The 24209-nt window shown below is 64.7% G+C and carries 23 protein-coding genes; 10 read left to right on the top strand and 13 right to left on the bottom strand.

The features are described 5' to 3' along the window. Positions 1–140: 140 nt before the first annotated feature. The 6 genes from XI03_RS16895 to XI03_RS16870 form a co-directional block, all read right to left on the bottom strand. Entirely contained in the window at positions 141–575 is a 435-nt protein-coding gene (locus tag XI03_RS16895) for a hypothetical protein (RefSeq protein WP_028141557.1), read from the bottom strand. Between the two features lie 574 nt (positions 576–1149). Next, the gene (lexA, locus tag XI03_RS16890) at positions 1150–1851 is read right to left on the bottom strand and encodes a transcriptional repressor LexA (RefSeq protein WP_026202323.1); all 702 of its coding nucleotides are present in this window, start codon (positions 1849–1851) and stop codon (positions 1150–1152) included. 176 nt (positions 1852–2027) lie between these two features. Further along, positions 2028–3239: a molybdopterin molybdotransferase MoeA gene (locus XI03_RS16885; protein ID WP_271592729.1), complete on the bottom strand. Its 1212-nt coding sequence runs from the start codon at positions 3237–3239 to the stop codon at positions 2028–2030. 228 nt (positions 3240–3467) lie between these two features. Continuing rightward, complete coding sequence (locus XI03_RS16880) at positions 3468–3674, bottom strand: hypothetical protein (protein ID WP_091965798.1); 207 nt, start codon at positions 3672–3674, stop codon at positions 3468–3470. A 169-nt stretch (positions 3675–3843) separates the two neighbouring features. Next, the gene (locus XI03_RS16875) at positions 3844–4467 is read right to left on the bottom strand and encodes an HAD-IA family hydrolase (protein WP_028141560.1); all 624 of its coding nucleotides are present in this window, start codon (positions 4465–4467) and stop codon (positions 3844–3846) included. Between the two features lie 14 nt (positions 4468–4481). Continuing rightward, the gene (locus XI03_RS16870) at positions 4482–5615 is read right to left on the bottom strand and encodes an alpha-hydroxy acid oxidase (RefSeq protein ID WP_271592728.1); all 1134 of its coding nucleotides are present in this window, start codon (positions 5613–5615) and stop codon (positions 4482–4484) included. Positions 5616–5969: 354 nt separating this feature from the next. Between XI03_RS16870 and XI03_RS16865 the strand changes: the two genes are divergently transcribed. Continuing rightward, the gene (locus tag XI03_RS16865) at positions 5970–7307 is read left to right on the top strand and encodes a S41 family peptidase (RefSeq protein ID WP_271592727.1); all 1338 of its coding nucleotides are present in this window, start codon (positions 5970–5972) and stop codon (positions 7305–7307) included. A gap of 101 nt (positions 7308–7408) precedes the next feature. On the opposite strand, the gene XI03_RS16860 is transcribed toward XI03_RS16865, so the two are convergent. Beyond that, positions 7409–7663 carry a hypothetical protein gene (locus XI03_RS16860; RefSeq protein ID WP_271592726.1) on the bottom strand — a complete coding sequence of 85 codons (255 nt, stop codon included), beginning with the start codon at positions 7661–7663 and terminating at the stop codon, positions 7409–7411. 468 nt (positions 7664–8131) lie between these two features. Between XI03_RS16860 and XI03_RS16855 the strand changes: the two genes are divergently transcribed. From XI03_RS16855 to XI03_RS16825, 7 genes are all read left to right on the top strand, one after another. Further along, positions 8132–9361, top strand: coding sequence for an OpgC domain-containing protein (locus XI03_RS16855; RefSeq protein WP_271592725.1), 1230 nt, complete (start codon positions 8132–8134; stop codon positions 9359–9361). A 153-nt stretch (positions 9362–9514) separates the two neighbouring features. Continuing rightward, positions 9515–10195 (top strand): Spy/CpxP family protein refolding chaperone, encoded by a 681-nt coding sequence (locus tag XI03_RS16850; protein ID WP_271592724.1) that lies wholly within the window; start codon positions 9515–9517, stop codon positions 10193–10195. 21 nt (positions 10196–10216) lie between these two features. Further along, the gene (locus XI03_RS16845; RefSeq protein ID WP_271592723.1) at positions 10217–12166 is read left to right on the top strand and encodes an FAD-binding oxidoreductase; all 1950 of its coding nucleotides are present in this window, start codon (positions 10217–10219) and stop codon (positions 12164–12166) included. Position 12167: 1 nt separating this feature from the next. After that, a complete protein-coding gene (locus tag XI03_RS16840) occupies positions 12168–12875 on the top strand; it encodes an iron reductase (RefSeq protein ID WP_271592722.1) in 708 nt (235 codons plus the stop codon). An 11-nt stretch (positions 12876–12886) separates the two neighbouring features. Further along, the gene (locus XI03_RS16835) at positions 12887–13651 is read left to right on the top strand and encodes a class III cytochrome C family protein (RefSeq protein WP_333935922.1); all 765 of its coding nucleotides are present in this window, start codon (positions 12887–12889) and stop codon (positions 13649–13651) included. Positions 13652–13817: 166 nt separating this feature from the next. After that, positions 13818–14291, top strand: a complete 474-nt coding sequence (locus tag XI03_RS16830) for a hypothetical protein (protein WP_271592721.1) — start codon at positions 13818–13820, stop codon at positions 14289–14291. A gap of 356 nt (positions 14292–14647) precedes the next feature. Continuing rightward, a complete protein-coding gene (locus XI03_RS16825; RefSeq protein WP_271592720.1) occupies positions 14648–15259 on the top strand; it encodes an RNA polymerase sigma factor in 612 nt (203 codons plus the stop codon). Here the strand turns inward: XI03_RS16825 and XI03_RS16820 are convergent. Further along, positions 15256–17988: a bifunctional diguanylate cyclase/phosphodiesterase gene (locus XI03_RS16820; protein ID WP_271592719.1), complete on the bottom strand. Its 2733-nt coding sequence runs from the start codon at positions 17986–17988 to the stop codon at positions 15256–15258. The genes XI03_RS16825 and XI03_RS16820 overlap by 4 nt on opposite strands. Positions 17989–18298: 310 nt before the next feature. On the opposite strand from XI03_RS16820, the gene XI03_RS16815 reads away from it, so the two are divergent. Next, positions 18299–18463: a Flp family type IVb pilin gene (locus XI03_RS16815; protein WP_038949798.1), complete on the top strand. Its 165-nt coding sequence runs from the start codon at positions 18299–18301 to the stop codon at positions 18461–18463. Here the strand turns inward: XI03_RS16815 and XI03_RS16810 are convergent. Further along, positions 18444–19700, bottom strand: coding sequence for an MFS transporter (locus tag XI03_RS16810; protein WP_038949799.1), 1257 nt, complete (start codon positions 19698–19700; stop codon positions 18444–18446). The two genes, XI03_RS16815 and XI03_RS16810, sit on opposite strands and share 20 nt — an antisense overlap. Continuing rightward, positions 19697–21112 (bottom strand): amidase, encoded by a 1416-nt coding sequence (locus tag XI03_RS16805; protein ID WP_271592718.1) that lies wholly within the window; start codon positions 21110–21112, stop codon positions 19697–19699. The genes XI03_RS16810 and XI03_RS16805 overlap by 4 nt, the downstream gene beginning before the upstream one ends. 138 nt (positions 21113–21250) lie before the next feature. On the opposite strand from XI03_RS16805, the gene XI03_RS16800 reads away from it, so the two are divergent. Then, positions 21251–21844 (top strand): CGNR zinc finger domain-containing protein, encoded by a 594-nt coding sequence (locus XI03_RS16800; RefSeq protein ID WP_271592717.1) that lies wholly within the window; start codon positions 21251–21253, stop codon positions 21842–21844. Positions 21845–21858: 14 nt separating this feature from the next. Here the strand turns inward: XI03_RS16800 and moaC are convergent, their stop codons facing one another. Genes moaC through trpD form a run of 3 tightly spaced genes read right to left on the bottom strand, consistent with a single transcriptional unit; the run spans position 21859 to position 24203 of the window. Beyond that, on the bottom strand, positions 21859–22359 hold the full coding sequence (gene moaC, locus XI03_RS16795) for a cyclic pyranopterin monophosphate synthase MoaC (RefSeq protein ID WP_028141576.1): 501 nt from the start codon (positions 22357–22359) through the stop codon (positions 21859–21861). Between the two features lies 1 nt (position 22360). Then, complete coding sequence (gene trpC, locus XI03_RS16790; protein WP_271592716.1) at positions 22361–23182, bottom strand: indole-3-glycerol phosphate synthase TrpC; 822 nt, start codon at positions 23180–23182, stop codon at positions 22361–22363. 7 nt (positions 23183–23189) lie between these two features. After that, entirely contained in the window at positions 23190–24203 is a 1014-nt protein-coding gene (gene trpD, locus XI03_RS16785; RefSeq protein ID WP_038949803.1) for an anthranilate phosphoribosyltransferase, read from the bottom strand. Positions 24204–24209 lie beyond the last annotated feature (6 nt).

Below are 24209 nucleotides of genomic sequence, written 5' to 3'. Positions count from 1 at the left end.
ACGGCCCAAACTTCGTGCGGCGACGAGGTGCGGCGGCGCTCGCCGATCGAATTTCGTGAAACACAAACCCACCGGGCTCGCCGGCATCGGCCGGCGACGGCATTTCAATCCTGGCCCCGGACCCGCCGGGCCGGAGGGCGTCAGCCGATCGGCAGTCGCGTGACCGTCGGGCGACTGTCGGCGATGATCTGCGGCTTGTGCTCGCGCTCGCCGATCGGTTGAGTCACCGGCAGTTGCAGCACGGTTGCGCGCTGGCCCTCGACGAGCTGCGTCACCAGCACGGATTTGCCGTCCGGGAATTCGATCGCATCATGATGGCGATCGGGAATATGCGGATCGATCTTGCCGAACTTGCCGACGCGGGAGTTGACGGTGCGCGTCCAGATCCAGCGGTTGTCGTAACGGACGTTATCGGCGAAGGCGAGCTCCGTTCCCGGCAGCAGGCAGACCGCGACGGAGAGATCGGCTTCGGAGGCGAAGCCGCGCGTCGAGGTGCCGCGGAATGTTGTCGTGACGATCGTCTCGCCGACTTCTGCGGGGCGCGTCGCGACGGCATGCAGGCTGTAGTCACACATCGGGTGCTCCTCTATGCAGAGATAGCGACCCGCACCCCTTTCGGAGGCGCAGGCCCCTACCAGAGTGGAAGCACGTGACGGTCTGCTTGGTTGTAGGCAAATCTGCGGCTGGGATCCGCGAGCCCCGATCACATTATCTTTTCCATCTTTTCCGAATTCGATAGGAACAAAGTCGGCTTCCGTGCATTTGGCAGGCGCGCGTCAACGACCGGCGAAACCAGCCAGCCCGAGTATCGTCAGCTCGGCTGCGTGCGCGCTGCATTGCGGTCGTTGCGGATTTTCTGGATCACGGCCGTGTCCTAGCCGACATGATGATGCGACATGATGCGACCAGCGTTGCTGCGGCTGCGCTCAAACGATCTGGCGCAGTTGGGCTGTCCCCCTCGAACTCGCAAGGCCCGCGAAGCGATGTTGCTTCGCGCGGCCTGCCGAGGATGTCGCGAAAGGGGGAGGGGCCGGACAATCTGTGCAGAACCAGAAAGACTATCCAGCCGGAGCGGACCATCAATCCGCTCCAATCTCTGATCGGCGATGCCGACCGAAGGCGCGCGCGAGGCGCTGAAGACTTCCGGTATCAGTACTTGCGGTAAAGCCCGATCAGCTTGCCCTGAATCTTCACGCGGTTCGGCGGCAGGATGCGCACCTCGTAAGCGGCATTGGCGGGCTCCAGCGCGATCGAGGCGCCGCGGCGGCGGAAGCGCTTGAGCGTGGCTTCTTCGTCGTCGATCAGCGCCACCACGATGTCGCCGGTATCGGCGCTCTCGTTGCGCTGGATCAGCGCCATGTCGCCGTCGAGGATGCCGGCCTCGACCATGGAATCGCCGCGCACTTCGAGCGCGTAATGCTCGCCGGAGCCGAGCATGTCCGGAGGCACGCTGATGGTGTGGCTGCGGGTCTGCAACGCCTCGATCGGGGTGCCGGCCGCGATGCGACCCATCACGGGCACCGCAACGGGCCGCTCGCCCTCGTCCGCGGACGGGCTGGAGCTCGCGCGTAGCTTGCCGAGATTGCCCTCGATGACGCTTGGCGTGAAGCCGCGTCGGTTGCCGGCGGCAGCCTGGAGCTCCGGCAGTTTGATCACTTCGATGGCCCGGGCGCGGTTGGGCAGGCGGCGGATGAAGCCGCGCTCCTCGAGTGCGGTGATCAGGCGGTGGATGCCTGACTTCGAGCGCAGGTCGAGCGCATCCTTCATCTCGTCGAAGGACGGCGGCACGCCGCTTTCCTTCAAGCGTTCGCTGATGAACCGCAGAAGCTCGTATTGTTTGCGCGTTAACATCTCGACCAAAGTCCCCCGGTTGATGTCGTTCGATTCCGAGACGATGAGTTCAGCGATAAGCCGCTACATCCTCGAAACAAATCATGAACGGACACTATATGTTCGATACATGTTCCGCAACTGCTTAATTTACCGTGAACAGAGCGAAACTCGCGGAATGCGTGTGGCCGCGCAGTTCAGACGGGGAGCCGCAGCACTTCGCAGGGGCTGCCGGCCTCGGCCTTTGGCGCAAGCGGTGCGCGCACGAGAAGTACCTGTGCTGCAGCAAGATTCGCAAGCAGAGAGGAGTCTTGATGGCTGACGGGAAGGGCGACGAGCGTGCCGTCGTCGCGCAGCTCCAGGCGCGCGCGCAGATAATCCTGGCGCTGGTCATTGGCGCCGAGATCGCGGCCCAGCACGGCGCGCTCGCGATGGTGATGAATCACCGAACGGCCTGCCAGCGCGCGAATCAGCGGCACCATGAACAGGAAGGCGCACACGTAGGACGACACGGGATTGCCGGGCAGGCCAATGACGCCCATCGTCCCTAAGCGTCCGTGCATCATCGGCTTGCCGGGCCGCATCGCGATCTTCCAGAACGCCAACGCGATGCCTTCGTCCTTCAGCGCCTGCTGGACCAGATCGTGGTCGCCGACCGATGCGCCCCCGGTCGTGACCAGGACGTCGGCGCCGCTTTCGCGCGCGCGGCGGATGCCGGCGGTGGTGGCCTCCAGCGTATCGGCGGCAACACCGAGGTCGATGGTCTCGGCGCCCTCGCTGCGGGCGAGCGCGTGCAGGGCATAGCCGTTGGAATAGACGATCTGGCCGTGCCCGGGCGTCGCGCCCGGCATCACCAGTTCATCGCCGGTGGCGAGGATCGCGACCTTCGGACGACGGCAGACGGCGAGTTGCGGGTGATTCATTCCAGCGGCGAGGGCGAGATCGCGCTCTGTCAGACGGGTTCCCTTGCGCAGGAGGACGTCACCCTCGCGGAAATCAACGCCGGCGGGGCGGATGTGCCGACCCACGATCGCGGCTTCCTTGATCGTTACGTGCTTGCCCTCGGCGATCGTGTCCTCCTGGATCACGACTGCGTCGGCGCCGTCGGGAACGACGCCGCCGGTGAAGATCCGCACGGCTTCGCCGGCGCCGACCCTTTCCGTGAACGGACGGCCCGCTGCGACCTCACCGATCATCGTCAGCCTGGAATCGATCGTTGCCGCATCGGCCGCGCGCACGGCGTAGCCGTCCATCGCCGACATCGCCTGGGGCGGTTGGGTGCGCCGCGCAGCGACGTCCTGCGCGAGCACGCGATGGTAGGCTTCGTCGAGTGAAACCATCTCTGCAGGCAGCGGCTCTGCACCCGCCAGCACCGCAGCAAGGGCGTCGGAAACCGGCATCAAGGCCACGGCGAAACTCCTGCTCGGCACGTTCGGACGAAATGTTCCGACAGTCTTCTAGCCGAGCGCGGGGGCAGAGGCAAAAATGCGGAGCGGGCACGATTTATCTTGCCGCTTTCCGGCCCTGGATCGAAGGCAGGCTCAGGCTTGGCGTGGCATGATCCAGAGAATGAGGCCGATCGGCAGGAGGGTGGCCATGGCGAGGACGAGAATGATGAGTGCCACGGCCGGCATCGCTCAACTCCCGCTCGGCCGGTCCGGCCCGTCGTCCAGCGCGACGTCGGGAGCCTTCGGCCCTTGATCCTTGTCGGGTAGCGGATCGGCCTGGGATTTCAGGTCGGCGGCCTTGCTGATCAGCTTGGCGGAAAGGTCAGAATCCGAGGTGGTTCTTGCGAATTCAAGCAGGAGAGAGGCTTGCTTGGTGAGATAGGTTTTGCCCAGCACGTCCATAAGTCCGGTGTAGAAGTCCCAACGGACTCAAGAGTCCGGAAGGGGCCATTCCGTTCCCGGAACTCCGTACAAAAATGCACAAAGCGCTCTGGTTCCTCATTTTGGGCAAAATTGGCTCCGGGAGGGCTGCCCGACGTTGGCGCCTCCCGATGAGCGGAGATCGTCAGATGCCCAATGCCTTCAAGGCGTTCTCGACGTCGCGCGGCGACGTCACATGCACCGCCGTCAGCCCGCGCGACCGCGCGCCTTCGATGTTCTCGGCGAGGTCGTCGAAGAACACGATACGTGCTGCGGGCACGCCGATCGCGGCGACGACATGGTCGAAGGCTTCCGCGTCGGGTTTGCGCAGGCCGATGCTGGACGACAGATACAGCGCGCGGAAATGGCCGAGCAGTTCGCCATATTCCTTCGAGAAATAGTCAACATGCGGCCGGTTGGTGTTGGAGAAGGCATAGAGCGGCATCTGTTTCGCCGCGCGCGGCAGCAGCTCGGCGATATCAGGCATCTCGCCGGCGAAGATCGCGTTCCAGCCTTCCAGGAACTGGGCGTCCGAAATGCCGATGCCGAGCGAAGCACGCAGCGAAGCGAAATAGTCCTCGTCGCTGATCTTGCCGACCTCGTGCAGCCGGTAAGCCTCGTCACGCACATAGCGCGCGACGATGGCCTCGGGCTGGCAGCCGGCATGTCCCGCCCAGCAGGCGATCGCCTTGGAGAAGTCGATGTCGAGCACCACGCGCCCGAGATCGAACAGCAGCGCATCCGCGCTGCCGGGAGAGAGCGATGTCATTGCGTCCTTTTCACTCAGTATCGATACGGATCGTGGTCGAACAGCGGGAATGCGCTGAACACGCTCGGTGCGTTGGTGGCGGTCGCCGGATGCAGGCAGGATTTGTCGACCTCGGCAAATGACGTGGCGCCCAAAAGGCCGAGGCAGCGCAGCACCTCGTCCTCCAGCAGCTCCAGCATCCGCGCGACGCCGGCCTCGCCAGCCGCCGCCAGCGCCCAGCATTGCAGCCGGCCGATCCCGACCATGTCCGCGCCCGCCGCGATCGCCTTGACGATGTCGGTGCCGCGACAGATGCCGCCATCGACCATGATCTTGGCGCGGCCCTTCACGGCCTCGACGATCTCGGGCAGCACATGCATGGCGCCGCGGCCATGGTCGAGCTGGCGGCCGCCATGGTTGGAGACGTAGATCCATTCGACGCCGTGATCGACCGCGATCTGGGCGTCCTCGGCGGTGGCGATGCCCTTCAGGATCAGCGGAATCCTGAACTTGTCCTTGATCATCTTCACGGTCCGCCACTCCAGGCCCTTCTGGAAATCGCCGCCGGTGGCACGCAGGCGGCTCTCGCGAACGTAGCGCTTGGCGATGTCACGCTCACGACGGCTGTAATGGGCGGTGTCGACGGTCAGGCAGAAGCCGGCATAGGCGTTCTTCTCGGCCCGGCTGACGACATCCGCGACAAAGGCATCGTCGCCGCGGACATAGAGCTGATAGAGCCGCAGCGCATCCGGCGCGGCTTCGGCGGTCTGCTCCAGGCCTGGCTCGGACACCGAGCTCAGCATGTGCGCCGCGCCGAAGGTGCCGGCAGCCCGCGCGACGCTCGCCGCGCCATCCGGGTCGAAGATCTCGAGCGCGCCGACGGGGGCGAGCACCACCGGCAGGCGCATTTTGCGGCCGAACTGCTGAATCGAGCCGTCGACCTTTCGGACGTCGCGCAGCACCCGCGGCCGGAAGGCGATCTCGTCCAGCGCCATGCGGTTGCGGCGCATCGTTGTTTCGGTCTCGGCGGCTCCGACGATGTAGTCCCAGGCGTTCTGGTTGAGGTTGGCCCGCGCTTTCCGAATGAATTCGTGCAGGTTTTGGAACGGCTCGTTGCTGGCGCCGAGCTCGACGTTCCGTTCCGGCCGGATCCGGGGTGCTTCGTTCATTGTTATCCTCCCGAGAATTTGAAGCCTTGTGTCATCGCCTAACCCGTCCAGCGTTCCAAAACCATCCTAAAATGGCATGGCTGCGCGGCGTGGACGGGCGCACCGATTCCCCCTTTAGGTCCCTTTGGGGGCGGGCCAGTCCTGCAACGTTGCCAAAAGTTTAGGCCCGAACGAAGCGATTTTTGCGGTGTACCGGTCGGCGGTGCATCCCGGCCTTGAAGAAACCAGAATGGTATTGTGAGAAGTGGACTGGATCGCCAATTGCATGGCGCCTCCCAAGTGTGCTTCCCAGGTCTCGAGAGACGAGCCCAAGCAAGCTCAAGCGAACCGCCAAGCAAAAAGGCAAGCCCATCCATGCGGAAAACCCTGCTGTTCCCTCTGGGCGCGCTCACCGGAGCGTGTCTCACCCTTCTGGTCGCCAGCCCGCACGGTGGTGTATGGGCGGCACGGGCGGCAGCGAGCGCGGACGATGCCTATTCCCAGCTCAACCTGTTCGGTACGGTCTTCGAGCGCGTCAAGGCGAGCTATGTCGAGAAGCCCGACAACGCCAAGATGATCGAAGGCGCGATCACGGGCATGGTGACCTCGCTCGATCCGCATTCGCGCTACATGAACGCGAAGGCCTGGACCGAGATGCAGGAGACCACTTCCGGCGAGTTCGGCGGCCTCGGCATCGAGGTCACGATGGAAGACGACCTCGTCAAGGTCGTTTCCCCGATCGACGATACGCCCGCCTCGAAGGCCGGCCTGATGTCCGGCGACCTCATCAGCAAGATCGACGGCGAGGCCGTGCAGGGCATGACGCTCGAGCAGGCCGTCAACAAGATGAAGGGCCCGGTCGATACCAAGACCAAGCTCACCATCGTGCGCAAGGGCGCTGACGCGCCGCTCGACGTCGCGATCACGCGCGAGATCATCCATGTGCGCCCGGTGCGCTTCCACGTCGAGAACGGCGACATCGGTTATATCCGCGTCACCTCGTTCAACGAGCAGACCACCGACGGCCTGAAGAAGGCGATCGCCGCGATCGCCAAGCAGGTGCCGCAGGAGAAGCTCACCGGCTATGTGATGGACCTGCGCAACAATCCGGGCGGTCTGCTCGACCAGGCCGTGTCGGTGTCGAGCGCCTTCCTCCAGCGCGGCGAGGTCGTTTCGACCCGCGGCCGCAGTCCGGAAGAGACCCAGCGCTTCACCGCGCATGGCGGCGACCTCACCAAGGGCAAGCCGCTGGTGGTCCTGGTCAATGGCGGCTCGGCCTCGGCTTCCGAGATCGTGGCCGGCGCACTGCACGATCACAAGCGTGCGACCATCATCGGCACGCGCTCGTTCGGCAAGGGTTCGGTGCAGACGGTCATTCCGCTCGGTGCCGGCAATGGCGCGCTGGCGCTGACCACCGCGCGCTACTACACGCCGTCCGGCCGCTCGATCCAGGCCCAGGGCATCGCCCCCGACATCGAGATCCTGCAGGACGTGCCGCCGGAGCTGAAGGGCCGCATGGACACCATGGCGGAGTCCCAGATGCGCGGGCATCTCTCAGCCGGCGAGGGCGGCGAGCAGACCGGATCGCAGTCCTATGTTCCGCCGAAGGAGGAGGACGACAAGGCCCTGCATGCCGCGTACGACTTCCTGCACGGCGTCACCGCCAACGCGGTGGCCGCCAAGCCCGCGTCGAAGGCGGCGGTGCCGAACTAAGGTCTTCGACTTTCAGAGATCGATATCGCCCGGGAGTGGATGTCCGCTCCCGGGCGAATTCGTTTTGGGCGTTCGCGAGCGGCGGAATCACTGCGCGATCGTCATTGCTGCTTCTTCGGACCCGTGTGATGCGGGACTTCGGTCTTGGGTCCGCCGCCGTAATGGTGGCTGCCGCCAGATCCGCTGGTCGTCCCGCCGTCGCTCTCTTTCTTGCCCATATGGTGAGGGACCTCGGTCTTCGGTCCGCCCGAGTAGTGATGGCCGTTCTTCTCATCGGCCGTGCTCTTCTGTGCCATGGCGGGCAACGCAACGAACGACATGATCGCGGCGGCGACGATCAGCTTGCGGTGACTCATTCTGGTTTCTCCTGTTGATCTCGTCGAGTTGGTGTCAATCAAGTCCCGGTGGCTCGATCGAGCAGCAACCAAACCCGGAGCTTGATTGTGTAGGTTGAGCAAGATCAAATGTCGACGCGCGCACTCGCGAGCGTCGTTGCGCGGATCGCCGTGTTGCCGCAGGCGACGAGAAACGTCGATCTTCTTACAGAGAAAAATTCTCGCCGCTGCGAGAAATCGCAGGTCGCGCGCAAAGCCCTCGAGCATGCCGAGAGATGTCGTGGCCGATGACTCTTCCGGTGGAGGACGACGGGCGCCTCGATTCATTACGCGATTGAATCACAAAAAGATTTGGCTGGTGCGCCGATCGGGTTTGATGTCCGTCAAACCTGCGTCGATGACGCAACCTAGCGTGCCGCGCGAATGAGCGGCGACACGGTTGCGATCCGACAAAAGTTGACCGCAGAGATAGAGATGGAGAACGCACCGTTGACTGACGAGACCATTCACGCCCCCGGTCGGCCCTTGCAAGTTGCGTTTCTCTTGCGTCGCCGGTTGTGGGAAACGATCACGATCAGGTCGGTGCTGGTCAAGCAACGGCGCGATGTGCGACTGGATCTGTTTCGCGGCCTGGCGAACTGGTTGATCTTTCTCGGGCACATTCCAGATTCTGCGCTCGCCTGGTTCACGACGCGAAACTACGGCTTCAGCGATGGCGCCGATCTGTTCGTGCTGATCTCCGGCTACACCGCGACGTTCGTATTCGGCTCGATGATGATGGAGCGTGGCTTCGTCATCGGCGCAACCCGGCTGCTGCGGCGGGTGTGGCAGCTCTATGTCGCTCACCTGCTGTTGTTCCTGGTCTATCTCACGGCCGTGCACTACATCGCGCACAGCTTTGACGATCTTCATCTGATGGATCAGTTCAACGTCGCGCCGCTCATGAATTTTCCCGTCGAGACGCTCTCGCAGGGCCTGATACTCAAGTTCAAGCCGCTCAATCTCGACGTTCTGCCGCTCTACATCGTGCTGATGGCCGCGTTTCCCGTCGTGCTCTGGTTCATGCTGCGATGGCGCAATGCAGTGATGATCGGCTCGCTCGGTCTTTATCTGGCCGCCCGACATTACGAATTGAATCTGCCGTCCTATCCGGCAGGAGTCTGGTATTTCAATCCGTTCGCCTGGCAACTGCTTTTCGTATTCGGAGCCTGGCTGGCGTTGGGAGGGGCGGCGGCAAGCCGCTGGCTGCTGTCGTCCCGCACGCTGCTCGTCCTCAGTAGCGGCTTCCTGATCCTTGCGCTCGCGATGACGCTGGCGGAACGAATTCCGGGACTGCGGGACTACATTCCCGAGGGGCTCGCCGCCGTCTTCATTCCAAACGACAAGACCAATCTGGGGCCTTATCGCGTCATCCATCTGGCGAGCCTGGTGTTCATCGTCGTCTCGCTCATTCCGATCGACTGGCCCGGTCTGAGGTCACCGGTGCTCCAACCCTTGATCAGATGCGGTCAGCAGTCGCTGTCCGTGTTCTGTGTCGGCCTCTTTCTGTCGTTCGTCGCGCATTTCGTGCTCGAGTCCGGATCCGAGGGGTTGTGGGCCCAGCTGCTGGTCGGTGCCGCCGGCCTGTGGATCATGACGATCGTCGCTTACTACCGGACGTGGTCGAAGGGCGTGGACAGAAGCCAATCGTCCGAGCAGCGCGGGGAGGCTGGCGAATGACGACCTCCGAGTTGGTCGCAGCGGCCTTTGACACCTCCGTGCGTAAGAGTTGCCGGCGCTTCGCGTCTATATGGCCTGACCCGCCCCACGCTGTCCTCATCGCAGATCTCGATGAGCAGAGAACCATCCGAATCAAACCCCTGGAGAAAGACCATGGACCTTTCGAGAAAATTCGCCTTGAGCGCAGCCGCCTTTGCCGTCCTTGCCCTGGGGCCGGTTGGGCTGTCGTCCGCGATCGCCGCTGGCCATACGCAGTCCGCGATGATGGATGACGACAAGATGTCGAAGATGCCGGCCCCGTCGGATTCCAGCGACAAGATGAACATGGGCCAGCCAGCGGGGCAGACGCAGAACATGAGCGGCGGTCGGATGAACGACGACAACAAGATGAAGATGCCGCCGCAAGGCCAGGACAATTCCGGCATGATGCAGATGATGCAAATGATGGAGAAAATGATGCGCGGCCAGATGGGTTCGTCCGGCAGCAGCGGTGCGATGAGCGGCCCCGTGGATGTGACAGAGCGGATCGAGGGGCGGATCGCCTTCCTGAAGGCCGAGCTGCAGATCAGCGATAAGCAGGCCGCCGACTGGAACGGTGTCGCCGACGCCTTGCGTTCGAGCCGGCAGCACCTGCTGGAAGCGCGCAAGATGCTCGCGATGGATGACAGGTCGGGAAGCGCCGATCGTCTGGAGCACTACGAACGGCATTTGTCCGAGCGTCTGGAGGCCATCAAGTCGGCCCGCCAGGCCTTCACGCGGCTCTACGCGTCATTGAACGAGAGCCAGAAGCAGACGGCCGACACGATCCTGCTGCCCTTGATTGCGTCGTTCTGATCGTCGAGGTGAGCGCGAGATATGTTCGGTCTGCCCCTTCGTTGTCGAGTCGGCCTGTCTGCGCTCGTCGTCCTGACGAGCCAGCTTGTGGCGAATGCCGCGCCCGAATCAGACTTCGGCCTCGGCCGCGCGCATCCGACGGGGCAGGTCGCTCAGCGTTGGGAGCTGGCGCAGGCAGAGGACGACCACGCCGCACATCATCCCGCGGCGTCCGGCTCCGCAGGCGGTGCGGCCGATGTGCCGCCCGGCGGCGCCACGCCGGGGATGATGGGTGGAATGGACGGCATGATGGGCCGGCCGCGCAAGGAGTTCTATCCGGCATTGATGGACATGCCGGCGCTGTCCGCCGAGCAGCGGGGCAGGCTTGAGGTTCAGGCGCGCGAGCGGATCAGCGCGGAGGCCGATCGGCTGGCGACTGCCGAAATGGATCTGCGGCACGCTATCGCCGGGGGCGATAGCGTCGCGGCGGATCAGGCGTCGCGGCGGCTTCGCGAGTCCCTGAACGCGGTTCAGAGCGGCGTGGTCGCGCTGCGTTCGTTGCACGAGGGCAAGCCGCCGCAGCAGATCGCGCAGGCGTGGTTCAAGTCGCAGATGAACCTGCTGCCCCAACGCGGTGCCATGGCTGCGGATGACGGCACGCACGGAATCTCCTGGTTTCACGTCACGACCATGGCGCTGCTGGTGCTGTTCTCGCTCACGCTGATTGCCGTCTATGTCGCGCGCATGCGCCGGGCGAACGCGCTGGTCGATCGGCTGACGCGCGCTGCGGCCGTTCCGGCTGTTGCCGTGGCCGTCCCATCCGCGACGGCCGTCAGCTCGCCGGACGAGAAGGCCGTGGTGACACCTGCGCAACAGACAAATCGCGACACTGCACGAGTCGAACCGGGCCGCTCCTGGAAGGGCAGACTGAAGATCTGCGCGATCTATCAGGAGACGCCGAACGTGAAGACCTTCCGTCTGCAGGCACCGGACGGCGGCGCGATTCCGTTTGCGTTCCTGCCAGGACAGTTCCTGACCTACGCCATCGAGATCGACGGACAGATCGTCAGGCGCTCCTACACGATCGCGTCGTCCGCGGCCCAGACCGCCTATGTCGAGACCACGATCAAGCGCGAAGACGGCGGGCTTCTGTCGGACTACATGCATGACCAGCTGAAGGCGGGAGATCTCATCGAGGTTGCGGGCCCCTCCGGCGCCTTCACGTTCACCGGCACGGAAGCCGGCAGCGTCGTCCTGATCGGCGGCGGGGTCGGCATCACGCCGCTGATGGCGGCGATCCGGTATCTCTCGGACATCGCGTGGCCCGGCCAGATCTACCTTGTCTATGGCGCGCAGACGACCGAGCAATTCATCTTCCGGGACGAGCTGGAATATCTCCAGCGCAGGATGAACAATCTGCACGTCGCGGCCACGATGGTGCGGGCCGCGGGCACGTCGTGGATGGGAAGCGAGGGGCAAATCACGGCCGAGTTCCTGACGCAGGCTGTGCCCGATCTCACCAGACGACGCGTTAATTTGTGCGGTCCGCCCGGCATGATGGACGCGCTCAGGAAAACCTTGATCGGGCTCGGCGTGCCGCGCGAGCAGATCAAGACGGAGGCCTTTGGGCCGGCCCGCGGCGCCGTTCCACCTCCCGGCAAAGTCGCGGCCGAAGCGCAAATGCCGGCGACTGAGGCGAGCAATCAAGGGGCTGCAACAGTCGGTCCTGCAACGGCGACCATTCGCTTTGCGACATCCGACAGGGTTGTGGCGCTGCCTCCGGACAAAAGCGTCCTGGAGGTGGCCGAAGGTGCGGGCGTTTCGATCGATTATTCCTGTCGGGTCGGGGTCTGCGGCGTCTGCAAGACACATCTGTTGCAAGGAAACGTCACGATGGAAGTCCAGGACGCCCTGACCGCGGACGACAAGGGGAACGGTCTGATCCTGGCCTGCCAGGCGAGATCGGTCGGCGATCTGGTCGTCGAGGCCTGACATGATGGATCGGAGAGGGCGCCTGATCGCCGACGTCACTCTGGCGGCCCTGTTGTTGCTGGTGCCGGCGTTCCTGCTGCACTCCGATATCAGGTTCGCAGGAAGCCTCGCCGGCTTTGTCCTCGGCGCCGGTGCGGCCGTGCTGATCATTCTTCTTCTCGTCTATCCGATGACGAAATACAGCGTGGGTTTGAAGGCCCTGGTCACGCGATGCGTGTCGATGCCGACGCTCCTGGCATTTCACGCCTATGCAGGAATCGTCGCGGCATTTTTCGCGCTTCTGCACACGGGCCACAAATTTCAAAGTCCGCTCGGGATCGCGCTGGTGGCCAGCATGCTGGTCGTAGTCGCCACCGGATTTGTCGGGCGCTACTACCTGCCGCAGACCGCGATGGAACTCCGTCAGCAGCAGTCGCATCTGGCGACCTTGAGGTCGGCCTATGAGCACATGGCGTCGGCTATGTCGTTGCCCGATCGGGGGGTGCGTGACGGGGCCGCCGTGCCTGCATCGGCGTTGCAGAATGTGCCCGTGCTGCAGCTCGTCGATGGCATTTCCGACCTCGAATCGGCGATCGGATCGAGCGAAGCAATCAAGAGAATCTTCCTGCAGTGGATCGGGCTGCATGTCATGGCGGCGATCGTCATGTATGCGTTGCTCGTGGTGCATGTGGCGGCCGAGGTCTACTACGGGCTGCGGTGGCTCGCGTGACGATCAGGGGCGTGCTCTATGCCGTGGTCGCGACACTGGTCGTCGCGAGCGCGGCGGTTGTGTTGATCGCTCTCTATCGGGGCAGCTCCGAGGTCGTTCCGGGGTGGACGAGGCTTGTGACGCCAGGGCCGCTTTCCGAGAAGCATGCATTTCTGTCCGACAAATGCGAGAGCTGCCACACGCCGGTCAGAGGCGTCGATCCGGTGGCCTGTATTTCCTGTCATGCGCCTTCCGCCGGGGATCTCGCCAAGCAATCGACGGCGTTTCACGCCGCGGCGGGCGGTCAATGTTCCGGCTGCCATCTTGAGCACATCGGCGAGCGGCGGCCGATCAGGATGGATCACGCCTCGCTGTTGCAAATCGCAAGGCCTCCACCCGGCGGGGCATTGTCCGGCCGGGCCGCTTCCGATCAATTGACGGCGGACCTGAAGACATTTCTCGGCCTGCCAAAGTCCGACCGGCGGGAAAGGGCGGAGCTCGATTGCGCCGGCTGCCACAGCAACCGGGAGCCGCACCGCGAATTGTTTGGACGGGACTGCGCGGAATGCCATGGGCTCGCGTCCTGGAAAATCGCAGGCTTCCTGCACCCCTCGCCAACGTCGAGGGACTGCGCCCAATGCCATCAGGCGCCGCCGAGCCACTATATGGGCCACTTCGTCATGATGGACCGGATGATCACGGGGCAGGAGCACGCATCGGTCAATCAATGCTTTCTGTGCCACAGGACCGACTCGTTCAATGACATCAAGGGCGTCGGCTGGATGAAGCATCATTGACCGGTTCGAGCGTGCGACGGAGATGGGTGCTACACATTACAGAATTCGGCAAAAAAATATGAGGCTCATTTCGCGATGAATCGCGCGGCCGGATAGAGGCGCCGAACCTTGAAATCCTGCGCAGAGCACGACGCTCATCGTCGCTCTTGCATTGACGATGCCGCGCGTGTCGTTTTCTGTTGGCCGTCCCTGCAACCAGAGCTATATGTTCCGGGTCGAGGCATTAGGTGCACAGATGATTGGCTTGAGAAAGCCAAGGCGAAGGTGGTGGGGATGGCTTGTCGCCATCGCATATCTGCTTGCCTCGATGACACCGTCGCTTGCGATCTCGACCGCTCTGGATGCATCGATTCAATGCGAGCATCCGGCCGATCAGCCCGCGCATGAGCACGCGCACGATGAAGGTGCCACTGTGCATTCGCATGACGTTGCGATGGCCGGGGATTGCGACGACGATCAGGGCCGGCCTGGCGACCGGCATGCCACCTGCTGCGGCTCGGTGCTGTGCTTCAGCGCCGTGTCGCCTCAAGCTCCCGCGATTGCGGAGTTCGTCGTGCCCCATGCGCGCTGTGAAGCGCAGCCTGATGTGATCGGCGACGCGGGTGCGTTCCGCCGTCACTACCGGCCCCCCATCGCCTGAGATAGCTCCCGAAGATCGAACTGCGTCGCTCCAGGTTTGAGCGCGGATCGGCACGTCTGCGAGGGGCGCCATGCCCCGGCGGATGACGGCGATGCGTACCCAGACTTCGCACACCGCGATGCGACAGGACCGGTCTCGGTCGTTGATCGCGTGCGCTGCGTGTTGAGCGGAAGAACGCCGACGTCGCGATCATCGGCTTGCGGAAGGCGAGGTGACCGCGTGAGCGACGTTCGAGCGGTGATCTTCGCGACTCTTGTTCGGGGGCTGCCGCATCCGCGGATCGCCGCCGTGACCGATTTGACGCGTTCCCGCTCCAACGAAGCAATCTGCCGAATGTCACGCAAGGACGATGCGTCATGAAATCGCCGAACGAGAGTCTTCCAGTGCGGACAGCCGGTTCCCCGGATGCGCAGGACGGCGTCGTTCGTGCCGCCCTCGTCGGCAGTTACGATCGCCTCCGCAGCTATCTGCAGCGACGCTTTGGCGGGAAGGCGGAAGCGGAGGAGGTGCTCCAGGCGTTCATGCTGCGCGCGCTGGAGCGGTCCGGCGACATTCGCGACGCGGATTCGGTCCGAGGCTGGTTGAGCAGGGTCCTGGCGACCACCATCGCCGACTTTCACCGTCAGATGTCAAAGAGCAGAACGCGGGAGATACCGTTCCCGCATGAGCTGAACGAACGTCTCGCAGCCGATCCGGAGGCCGCGGCGAACGCCGCGGTCTGCGAGTGCCTTCATACCCATCTATCCCTGCTGAAGCCGGAGCATGCCGAAGTGATCAGAAGGTTGGACCTCGGTGGTGAGTCGCGGGAGCTCGTCGCAGCCGATCTGGGCGTGACCGTCAACAACCTGACCGTTCGCCTTCATCGCGCGCGACACGCCCTGAAGGAGCGTCTCGAGCAGACATGCGTTGTATGTCTCGAGGAAAGCTTCTGGGAATGCCGCTGTGCCGACAACCGAGGTCCGACCTAGCTCGCCTCGCGGCGGCGGGCTTTCGCGCCGCCGCGCTGGGCGAGCCGGCTGCGATGCAGCGCGAACAGCTCCAGCACCTTGTCGGCGGGCTTCGCGGCGCTGAACAGATAGCCCTGCATCTCGGAACAGCCGAGCGCGCGGAGCAGACGCTGTTGCTCCTCGGTCTCGACGCCCTCGGCCGTGGTGGTCATGCGGCGCGCGGCCGCCAGGTTGACGACGGCCTGGACGATGCTGGCCGAGCCGTCGGGGCCGCCGATGTCGTCGACGAAGCAGCGGTCGATCTTGATCTTGTCGAACGGGAAGCGGTGCAAATAGCTCAGCGACGAGTAGCCGGTGCCGAAATCGTCGAGCGCGATGCGCACGCCGATGGCGCGGAGCTGGTGCAGGATCGCCAGCGCCGTGTCGTCGTCGCGGATCAGCACCGCCTCTGTAATCTCGAGCTCGAGCCGGCTCGCCGGCAGGTTGGAAGCAGCCAGCGCCGCCATGATCTTCAGCGCCAGCGTGCCGCTCTTGAACTGCACCGGCGAGACGTTGACGGCGAGGCGGATGTCGTCGGGCCAGTTCGCAGCGTCCCGGCAGGCGGTCGCCAGCACCCATTCGCCGATCTCGTTGATCAGGCCGGTATCTTCGGCGATCGGGATGAACTCCGCCGGCGAGACCATGCCGCGCGCGGGATGACGCCAGCGCACCAATGCCTCGCAGCCCGTGATGCGATCATCCTTCAGGCTGAGGCAGGGCTGGTAATAGACCTCGAGGCCGCCATCGCGCCGCCCTTGGGCGATGGCGTGGCGCAGGTCGCTCTCGAGCTGCCGGCGCTCGCGGATCTTGGCGTCCATCTCCGGCTCGAAGAATCGATAGTTGCGGCGTCCGGCCGACTTGGCGGCGTACATCGCCATGTCCGCGTTCTTGAGGACCTGGTCGAGCGCCGTGCCGTGTTCCGGCGCAAGCGCAATGCCGATGCTGGCGTCGGTGGTGAGATGATGGCCCATGCAGTCGAACGGCGCGCGGATGGCCGCGAAGACCCGCGCGACGAGCTCGTTGACCTGGTCGAGCGACGTCACCGCGCTCTGGACGATGGCGAACTCGTCGCCGCCGAGTCGCGCCACGAAATCCGCCGGGCCGGCACAACGGCGCAGGCTTGCGGCAATCGATTTCAACAGCTCGTCGCCGACGAGATGGCCGAGCGCATCGTTGACGCCCTTGAACTCGTCGATGTCGATGTAATGCACCGCGATCTGTTCGTCGCTGCCGACTGCGGCCAGCTCTTCGCGCAGATGCTCGTGGAACATGGTGCGGTTCGGCAGGTCGGTCAGCGCGTCGTAATGGGCGAGGTGGGTGATGCGCTCCTCGATCCGGCGGCGCTCGGTGATGTCCTCATGGGTCGCCACCCAGCCGCCGTCCGTGAGCGGCTCGTTGAGGATGTGGATCGAGCGGCCGTCGGAGGTGTCGACCACCATGGAATTGCGCGTATGGACGCCCTTCAGCACGCGCACGACATAGTCGTCGATGTCGCCCGTGAACGAGCCGGTCGCCTTGCGATGGGCGATGATGTCGTGGAAGCTCGAGCCGGGCTTCACGATCTCGGCCGACAATCCGTACATTTCGAGATAGCGCTGATTGCAGACCACCAGCCGCTGCTCGGCGTCGAACAGCAAGAGGCCCTGCGTCATGTTGTTGACGGCACGATCGAGCCGCTGCTTTTCCAGCGTCAGCCGTTCCCGCGAGAGGCGGTGCTGCTCCAGAAGCTTGCGCACGACCGCGATCAGCACGCCTGCGATGGCGAGTGCGGAAGAGGCGGCCACCGAGATCAGGATGCCGATCTGCTCGCGCCAGTCCGTCAATGCGGAGGCGCGCGTCGTGGTGGCCATCATCAGGATCGGGAAGTGGGGCAGGGCGCGCGAGGAGATCAGCCTGTCTTCGCCGTCGACGGGGCTCATGAATCGTCCGGCGAAGTGATCGAGGCCGAAGACTCTCTGCTGTGCGGACGTCCCGTTCTTGAAATTCCGCCCCATCAATTCGCTGGAATGGGGATAGCGGGCGAGCAGCGTGCCGTCCCGATGCAGCATCGAGATCGTCGCGCCTTCGCCGAGCACGACGGAGGCGAAGAACTTCTCGAAATTGGCGGGCTCGATCCCGCGCCCGACGACACCCAGGAACTCGCCGTTCGGCCCGACGATCCTGCGCACGATCAGGACGGTCCAGGCGCCGGAGATGCGACTGTGCAACGGCTCGATCAGGACATCCGGCGAATAGGGATCGTATTTGAAGGTGCGAAAATAGGCGCGGTCGGCAACGTTCACTTTCGGAGCCGGCCATGCCGTCGATGAATTGATCAGATTGCCTTCGGCATCGATGATGTTGACGCCGCCGATGTAGGGCAGCGCCTCGATCTTCGAGCGCAACATCCGGTGGACGTCCTCGCCGGCGAGGCGCTTGCGATAGTCCTCCACGGTCCTGATTCCGGTCGTGCGGACGTGATCGACGAAGTCCTTCTGGATGACCGCGAAATCCTGCAATTGCTGATCGAAATGATGGGCGAGCAGCAGCACGGTGTTTTCCAGCTCGCGGCTGGAGTTGCGCAGCGCCCGCTCGCGGAAATTCTGCGCCATCAGGACCGAGCCAATGGCGATGGCCGCGATCAGCAGGGCGCCGCCCACCACCAGCCAGCGGATCGGTCCGCTGCGCACGAAGGCGTGGTCAAAGAGGCGACTGCCGAATCTCGTCATCATGCTGGATCATTGCCGTGCACACGTCAGGATCAATTCTTGGCCCCGAAGACACCCGTTGGTTTACGGGAACGGTGTGGAGGCGAAGTTAGGAAGCGCGGTTAACGCTGTGTGAACGGCCGCGCGCAAATGCAACCGAGGTCCGCGATACAGCGGGCAGGAATTGCCGAAGGCGTTCGAAGGTGCCGGTCAGTTCCTGCCGGCTATCCCACAATCAACCAAGGCCTAACCATCTAACGTGTTGAGGATCCTCGCCTCGGCATTGGCACGTGATTTGCGAGATGCCCGCTGACGACACAGAGAGGACGCAACGATGAAAAGCACCCTGAAGAACTTCCTTGCCGACGAGCGTGGGGCAACCGCGATCGAGTACGGCCTGATCGCGGCCGGCATCGCGCTGGCCATCATCACCGTCGTGAACGGCATGGGCGCCAAGCTCAACAGCAAATTCACCGCGATCAGCGCGTCGCTGCGCTGATCGCGCGGGTGCCGCTGCGCGCCAGTATCGCCACCACGATCAGCGCCGCGACGATGTTCGCGGCGGCACTGATCAGGATCGGCATCGTGTAGCTGTGGTTGACGTCGTAGGCGAAGCCGGCCGCACTCGGGCCAATCAGCGTGCCGAACGCCACGCTGGTATAGAGAATGCCGATGATTCCGCCGACATTGCGTCCGCCAAAATAGTCCATGACCACAGAGGGCAGCACCGCGACCCAGCCGCCGTAGAACACGCCGTAGATGAAGGCAAAAGCGGCGAGGGTCCAGACATCAGCGGCAATGGCCCAGATCGCCATCGCGAGCGCCATTCCGGTCAGGACCATGATCAGCGCGCGGTCGCGGCCCATCCGGTCGGCGAGTGCGCCGAGAAAGAAGCGGCCTGCGGTGCTGCCGGCCCCGATCACGCCGAGCAGCAGCACAGCGGAGGATGCCGCGACCCCGTGGTCGCGGGCATAGGGCGCGAGGTGGACGAACGGGACGAAGGCTCCGAACGAGCAGACCAGGCACGATAGGTAGAGAGCGACAAACCGCGTCGACCGGATGGCCTCGCGCACGGATGCGCCGCCGGCGTTGTTGGCGCCCGCGGCATCGCGAGGCGGATCACCGTCGGGTCCGAGCCCGCGGTGCTTCGGATCGTTCTCGATGAGCAAGGACATCCCGCCGCCCAGCACCAGCGCAATCGCGCCCAGCACCAGATAAGCGCCGCGCCAGCCCACCGAGGCGATCAGCAATGAGGCGAGCGGCGGCATCGCCAGCGTGCCGAGCCCGATGCCGCTCACCGCGAGCCCGGAGGCAAAGCCGCGGCGTCTGACGAACCAGCGTTGCACCGCGCCGATGGCTGGGACATAGGCGCAGCCGACGCCGAGACCGACGCCGAGCCCGTAGGCGAGATAGACCTCGACGACGGACCGGGCAGCGCTCGCGGCGGCAAGTCCGACCGCGACCAGGATCATGCCGGCGACGGCCAGCGGACGCGAGCCAAACCGGTCGGCGAGTGGACCGCTGACGAGGCCGAGCGCGAAGTACAGAAAGCCCGCGATCGAGAACACCAGCGAGATCGAACCGCGCGAGGCGCCGAAATCGCGCTGGAGCGGCTCGAGGAATGCGCTGAACGTGTAGGCGGAGCCGAAGCCGACGAACATGACGGCAAATGCCGCCGCGACGACGAACCAGCCATGGAAAATGTTTCGCTGAGCGAGCGTGGATCGAGTGGTCAATGCTGCCTCCGCGAGGTGAGGGAAGGATGGCGGCGATGCCAGGACGTGACCCGCTGGAAGGCCGCGCCGGCGCGCACGAGCGTGGCCTCGCCCAGATGGGCGGCGACGAGTTGGAACGCGATCGGCAGTCCGTCCGCGGACGCACCACCTGGCAGCGTGATGGTGGGATGACCGGTCATGTCGAACGGGCAGGTGTAGCGCTGCAGCTTCGCGATCAGATCCGGCTGTTCGCCGAGCGTCTGGATCATGGCAAGCGTCACTGGCGGGAACGGGTGCACCGGGATCAGCAGCAGGTCGATGGTCTCGAACAGCGCAGTCACCCGGCCGCGTAGCGCCAGCCGTCGCAGCAGGATCCTCTGATAGTCGAGAGCAGAGAGAGCGCGGCCGGTCTCGAGCACGGAGGCGAGGATCGGACCATACTCATCCTTGCGGGCGGGATAGGTCGCCTCGTGAGCGACCGCAGCTTCCACCGCACAGTTCGGCGTCCAGTCGGCGATCGCCTGCGTGACGTCGGGAAATCGGACATTGACGGTGTCGGCGCCAAGCGCGCGGAAAGCATCGATGGTATCCGCCAGCATGCGCTGGGTCGCAACGTCCACGTCGTCGCTGTTCCAGGCGGGATCGACGCCGATCCGCAAGCCCCGCACGTCCTGTGCGGCGGCGGCCAGATAGTCGGGGACCGGATCGACCAGCGACGTCGGGTCGTTCGGATCGTGTCCGGCGATGACGCCGAGCAGTGCGCCGGCGTCGGCGGCGCTACGGCCGATCGGTCCGACATGGTCGAGCGTCGCGGCAAGCTCGAAGGTGCCGTGGCGGCTGACGCGGCCCCAGCTCGGTTTCACTCCGGTCAGGCCGTTGGCGGCGCAGGGCCAGCGGATCGAACCGCCGGTGTCGGAGCCGAGCGAGCCGAAGCAAAGTCCGGCAGCCGTTGCGACCGCCGAGCCGCTGGACGAGATGCCCGGCCAGTAGCTTGCATTCCACGGATTCTTCGGCGGTTTCACCAGCGGATGGTGATCGGCATAGGCACCCTCGGTGAGTTGCGCCTTGCCGAGGATCACGGCGCCCGCGCTCTTGAGCCGGCGCACGACGGTTGCGTCTTCACTGGGACGAAAGTCGCGATGAAGCGTGGTGCCTGCCGCCGTCGGAACGCCCTCGGTCCAGAACAGGTCCTTGAGCGCAATCGGCACGCCATGCAGGGGCCCCCGATACCGGCCCTGCGCGATGTCGGCGTCCGCGGTTTCCGCCTCGGCCATGGCCGTTTCCGCCAATACGTGAACGTAGCTGTCGAGATCGCAGTCGATGGAATCGATCCGGTCAAGTTGCGCGCGCGTCACCTCCAGCGCCGAGATTTCGCGCGCCTTGAGGCGTGCCGCGAGCGCGGTGAGTTCGAGATAGTGCAGGGCGTCGGCCACGGCTCGATTCTCCATTCCGATGATTGGAGGCGCTCGACCCCGAAGGATCGTTCGACACCAGTATAGATAAGATACAGGTGTTGCTTGCTGTCAACCGGTAAATCTGTTTTACTGGTGTTCAAAATCTTTGGAGTTCCGATGTCGAAAGAGTCGCGCAAATTCCAGGTTCCGGACGCGTTGGCGAACCTCTACGATTTCGCCAACACGCTCGATGTCCGCCACTTCACGCATTTCGGCGTGGAGCACCCGGAGAGCGATGCGCTTGGCGGCCCGAAGGACCTGGCGGACTGGATGCGGGAACGCGGCCTTGGCGCCAAGGGCGGCCATGTCACGCCCGCAATGTTCGAGACTGCGCTGAGGATGCGCGAGGCCTTGCGTGCCTATCTGCAGTGTGAGCCGAGCGAGCGGCTCCGGAACAAGAGCGTTCTCGGCAGGCTCAATGACGCTCTGGCGCCGTTTCCGTTGCGGGTGGAGGCGCACGCAGGCCGTGGCGCGACGCTGTCAGCAGCGCGCGAGGATGCGCTCGCCGGCCTGTCGGCCATCGCGATCGAGCTTCATGACGCAACCCTCGTGGGAACGCTGGACCGGCTGAAGATGTGCGCGTCGGAGGAATGCCGCCGGGTGTTTTTCGACCGGTCGAAACCATCGACGCGGCGGTGGTGCATGTCGACGCTATGCGGCAACCGGATGAAGACGCGCGCTTATCGCGAGCGGCAGCGCGAGGCGAAATAGAGCGGATTGCGCAGTCAGGCGCGGTAGTGGCCGGACTTGCCGCCGAGCTTCTCGACCAGATGGATGCCCTCGATGCGCACGCCGCGCTCCACCGCCTTGATCATGTCGTAGATGGTGAGGCAGGCGACCGAGACGGCCGTGAGGGCCTCCATCTCGACGCCGGTCGGACCCGTTACCTTGACGCTGGCGCGGACGAGGCAGCCCGGCAGTTTTGCGTCGGGCTCGATGTCGAGCGTCACCTTCGACAGCGCCAGCGGATGGCAGAGCGGAATCAGCTCCGAGGTTCGCTTGGCGGCCATGATGCCGGCGATGCGGGCGGTGCCGAGCACGTCGCCCTTCTTGGCATTGCCGGACACGATCAGATCGAGCGTCGCCTTGGTCATGACGACCCGGCCTTCCGCGACCGCAAGCCGCTCGGTCGCCGGCTTGTCCGACACGTCGACCATGCGCGCCTCGCCGGAGGCGCCGATATGGGTGAGGGCCGGGACGGCCTTCTTGGCCGGATTGCGCGCCATATCAGCGCGTGCCCGCCGCGCGCGCCGTCGTCTCGCGCGCGAGCAGCGTGCGCGTCGCGGCGGTGACGTCGGCCTGCCGCATCAGGCTCTCGCCGACCAGGAAGGTCGACATGCCGACGCGCTCGAGCCGGGCGAGATCGGCGGGCGTGAAGATGCCGCTTTCGCCGACCATCAGCCGATCCCCGGGGATCAGCGGCGCCAGTGCTTCGCTGGTCGCGAGCGTGGTCTCGAAGGTGCGAAGATTGCGGTTGTTGACCCCGATCATGGGCGAGCGGAGCTTGAGCGCGCGGTCGAGCTCGGCGCGGTCGTGGATCTCGATCAGCACATCCATGCCGTAGGCGAGCGCGGCATCCTCGAGGTCTTTTGCCGTGGCATCATCGAGCGCGGCCATGATGATCAGGATGCAATCGGCGCCGTGCGCGCGCGCCTCAGTCACCTGATAGGTGTCGAACATGAAATCCTTGCGCAGCACCGGCAGTGCCGTCGCTGCACGCGCCGCCACCATGAAGTCGAGATGGCCCTGGAACGAGGGCGTGTCGGTCAGCACCGACAGGCAGGCCGCGCCGCCGGCCTCATAGGCCTTGGCGAGCTGGGGCGGATCGAAATCGGCGCGGATCAGCCCCTTCGACGGCGAGGCCTTTTTCACCTCCGCGATCAGCGCGTAGTCGCCATTGGCGTGCTTGGCCTTGATCGCGCGCACGAAGCCGCGCGGTGCGGCTTGCGCCTTGGCCTTCACCTCGACCGCCGACAGCGGCTGCGCGCGCTTGGCGGCGGCGATCTCTTCGCGCTTGTAGGCTTCGATCTTGGTCAGGATGTCCGACATGTCAGGCTCAGCCGTTCGAGATCGCGATCAGGTGCTTCAGCTTCGCGTTGGCGGCACCACTGTCGATCGATTTCATGCCGATCGCGACGCCCTCCTTGAGGTCCTTGGCGCGGCCGGCCACGACCAGCGCGGCGGCGGCGTTCATCAGCGCGACGTCGCGGTAGGCGCTCGGCTTGCCGTCGAGCACGCTCTGCAGGGCGATTGCATTGGCGTCGGCATCACCGCCTTTGAGCGCGCCTGCCTCGCAGCGCGGCAGGCCCGCGTCCTCCGGCGTCACCTCGAAATTGCGGATTTCGCCATTGTTGAGCGCGGAGACGAAGGTCGGGCCGGTGAGGGTGATCTCGTCGAGACCATCGGAGCCGTGCACCACCCAGGCGGATTCGGAGCCGAGGTTCTTCAGCACCTGCGCCAGCGGCTGCACCCATTGCCGCGAGAACACGCCGACCATCTGCCGCTTCACGCCGGCCGGGTTGGACAGGGGGCCGAGCAGATTGAAGATCGTGCGTGTCGCAAGCTCGACCCGGGTCGGGCCGACGTTCTTCATGGCCGGGTGATGGGCGGGAGCGAACATGAAGCCGATGCCGCATTCGCGCACGCAGTGGCCGACCTGATCGGGCCTGAGGTCGATTTTCACCCCGAGCGAGGCCAGCACGTCGGCGGCGCCCGAGCGCGACGACAGCGCGCGGTTGCCGTGCTTGGCCACCGGCACGCCGGCGCCCGAGACGATGAAGGAGGCGCAGGTCGAGACATTGACCGAGCCGGAGCCGTCGCCGCCGGTGCCGACGATGTCGACGGCTTCAGGCGGTGCCGTCACGCTCAGCATCTTGGAACGCATCGCCGTAACGGCGCCGGTGATCTCGTCCACGGTTTCGCCGCGCACCCGCAGCGCCATCAACAGGCCCCCCATCTGCGAGGGCGTGGCCTCGCCCGACATCATGGCGTCGAAGGCGGAAGCCGCTTCCTCGCGCGACAGGCTGGCGCCGGTCGCCACTTTTCCAATGATCGATTTCAGGTCGTCCATCGCGTG

Origin of the sequence: Bradyrhizobium sp. CCBAU 65884 (assembly GCF_028128835.1) — a bacterium.
GTDB classification, from domain to species: Bacteria; Pseudomonadota; Alphaproteobacteria; order Rhizobiales; family Xanthobacteraceae; genus Bradyrhizobium; species Bradyrhizobium ottawaense.
The sequence above is the reverse complement of the archived record's forward strand: the minus strand, read 5'-3'. Positions and strand labels throughout refer to the sequence as shown.

What these genes read in the sequence shown, in the direction of transcription:
- XI03_RS16895 (WP_028141557.1), bottom strand. Translation starts at nt 575, where the DNA reads ATGTGTGACTACAGCCTGCATGCCGTCGCGACGCGCCCCGCAGAAGTC.
- lexA (WP_026202323.1), bottom strand. Translation starts at nt 1,851, where the DNA reads ATGTTAACGCGCAAACAATACGAGCTTCTGCGGTTCATCAGCGAACGC.
- XI03_RS16875 (WP_028141560.1), bottom strand. Translation starts at nt 4,467, where the DNA reads ATGACATCGCTCTCTCCCGGCAGCGCGGATGCGCTGCTGTTCGATCTC.
- XI03_RS16870 (WP_271592728.1), bottom strand. Translation starts at nt 5,615, where the DNA reads ATGAACGAAGCACCCCGGATCCGGCCGGAACGGAACGTCGAGCTCGGC.
- XI03_RS16865 (WP_271592727.1), top strand. Translation starts at nt 5,970, where the DNA reads ATGCGGAAAACCCTGCTGTTCCCTCTGGGCGCGCTCACCGGAGCGTGT.
- XI03_RS16860 (WP_271592726.1), bottom strand. Translation starts at nt 7,663, where the DNA reads ATGAGTCACCGCAAGCTGATCGTCGCCGCCGCGATCATGTCGTTCGTT.
- XI03_RS16850 (WP_271592724.1), top strand. Translation starts at nt 9,515, where the DNA reads ATGGACCTTTCGAGAAAATTCGCCTTGAGCGCAGCCGCCTTTGCCGTC.
- XI03_RS16845 (WP_271592723.1), top strand. Translation starts at nt 10,217, where the DNA reads ATGTTCGGTCTGCCCCTTCGTTGTCGAGTCGGCCTGTCTGCGCTCGTC.
- XI03_RS16840 (WP_271592722.1), top strand. Translation starts at nt 12,168, where the DNA reads ATGATGGATCGGAGAGGGCGCCTGATCGCCGACGTCACTCTGGCGGCC.
- XI03_RS16825 (WP_271592720.1), top strand. Translation starts at nt 14,648, where the DNA reads ATGAAATCGCCGAACGAGAGTCTTCCAGTGCGGACAGCCGGTTCCCCG.
- XI03_RS16820 (WP_271592719.1), bottom strand. Translation starts at nt 17,988, where the DNA reads ATGATGACGAGATTCGGCAGTCGCCTCTTTGACCACGCCTTCGTGCGC.
- XI03_RS16815 (WP_038949798.1), top strand. Translation starts at nt 18,299, where the DNA reads ATGAAAAGCACCCTGAAGAACTTCCTTGCCGACGAGCGTGGGGCAACC.
- XI03_RS16800 (WP_271592717.1), top strand. Translation starts at nt 21,251, where the DNA reads ATGTCGAAAGAGTCGCGCAAATTCCAGGTTCCGGACGCGTTGGCGAAC.
- moaC (WP_028141576.1), bottom strand. Translation starts at nt 22,359, where the DNA reads ATGGCGCGCAATCCGGCCAAGAAGGCCGTCCCGGCCCTCACCCATATC.
- trpC (WP_271592716.1), bottom strand. Translation starts at nt 23,182, where the DNA reads ATGTCGGACATCCTGACCAAGATCGAAGCCTACAAGCGCGAAGAGATC.
- trpD (WP_038949803.1), bottom strand. Translation starts at nt 24,203, where the DNA reads ATGGACGACCTGAAATCGATCATTGGAAAAGTGGCGACCGGCGCCAGC.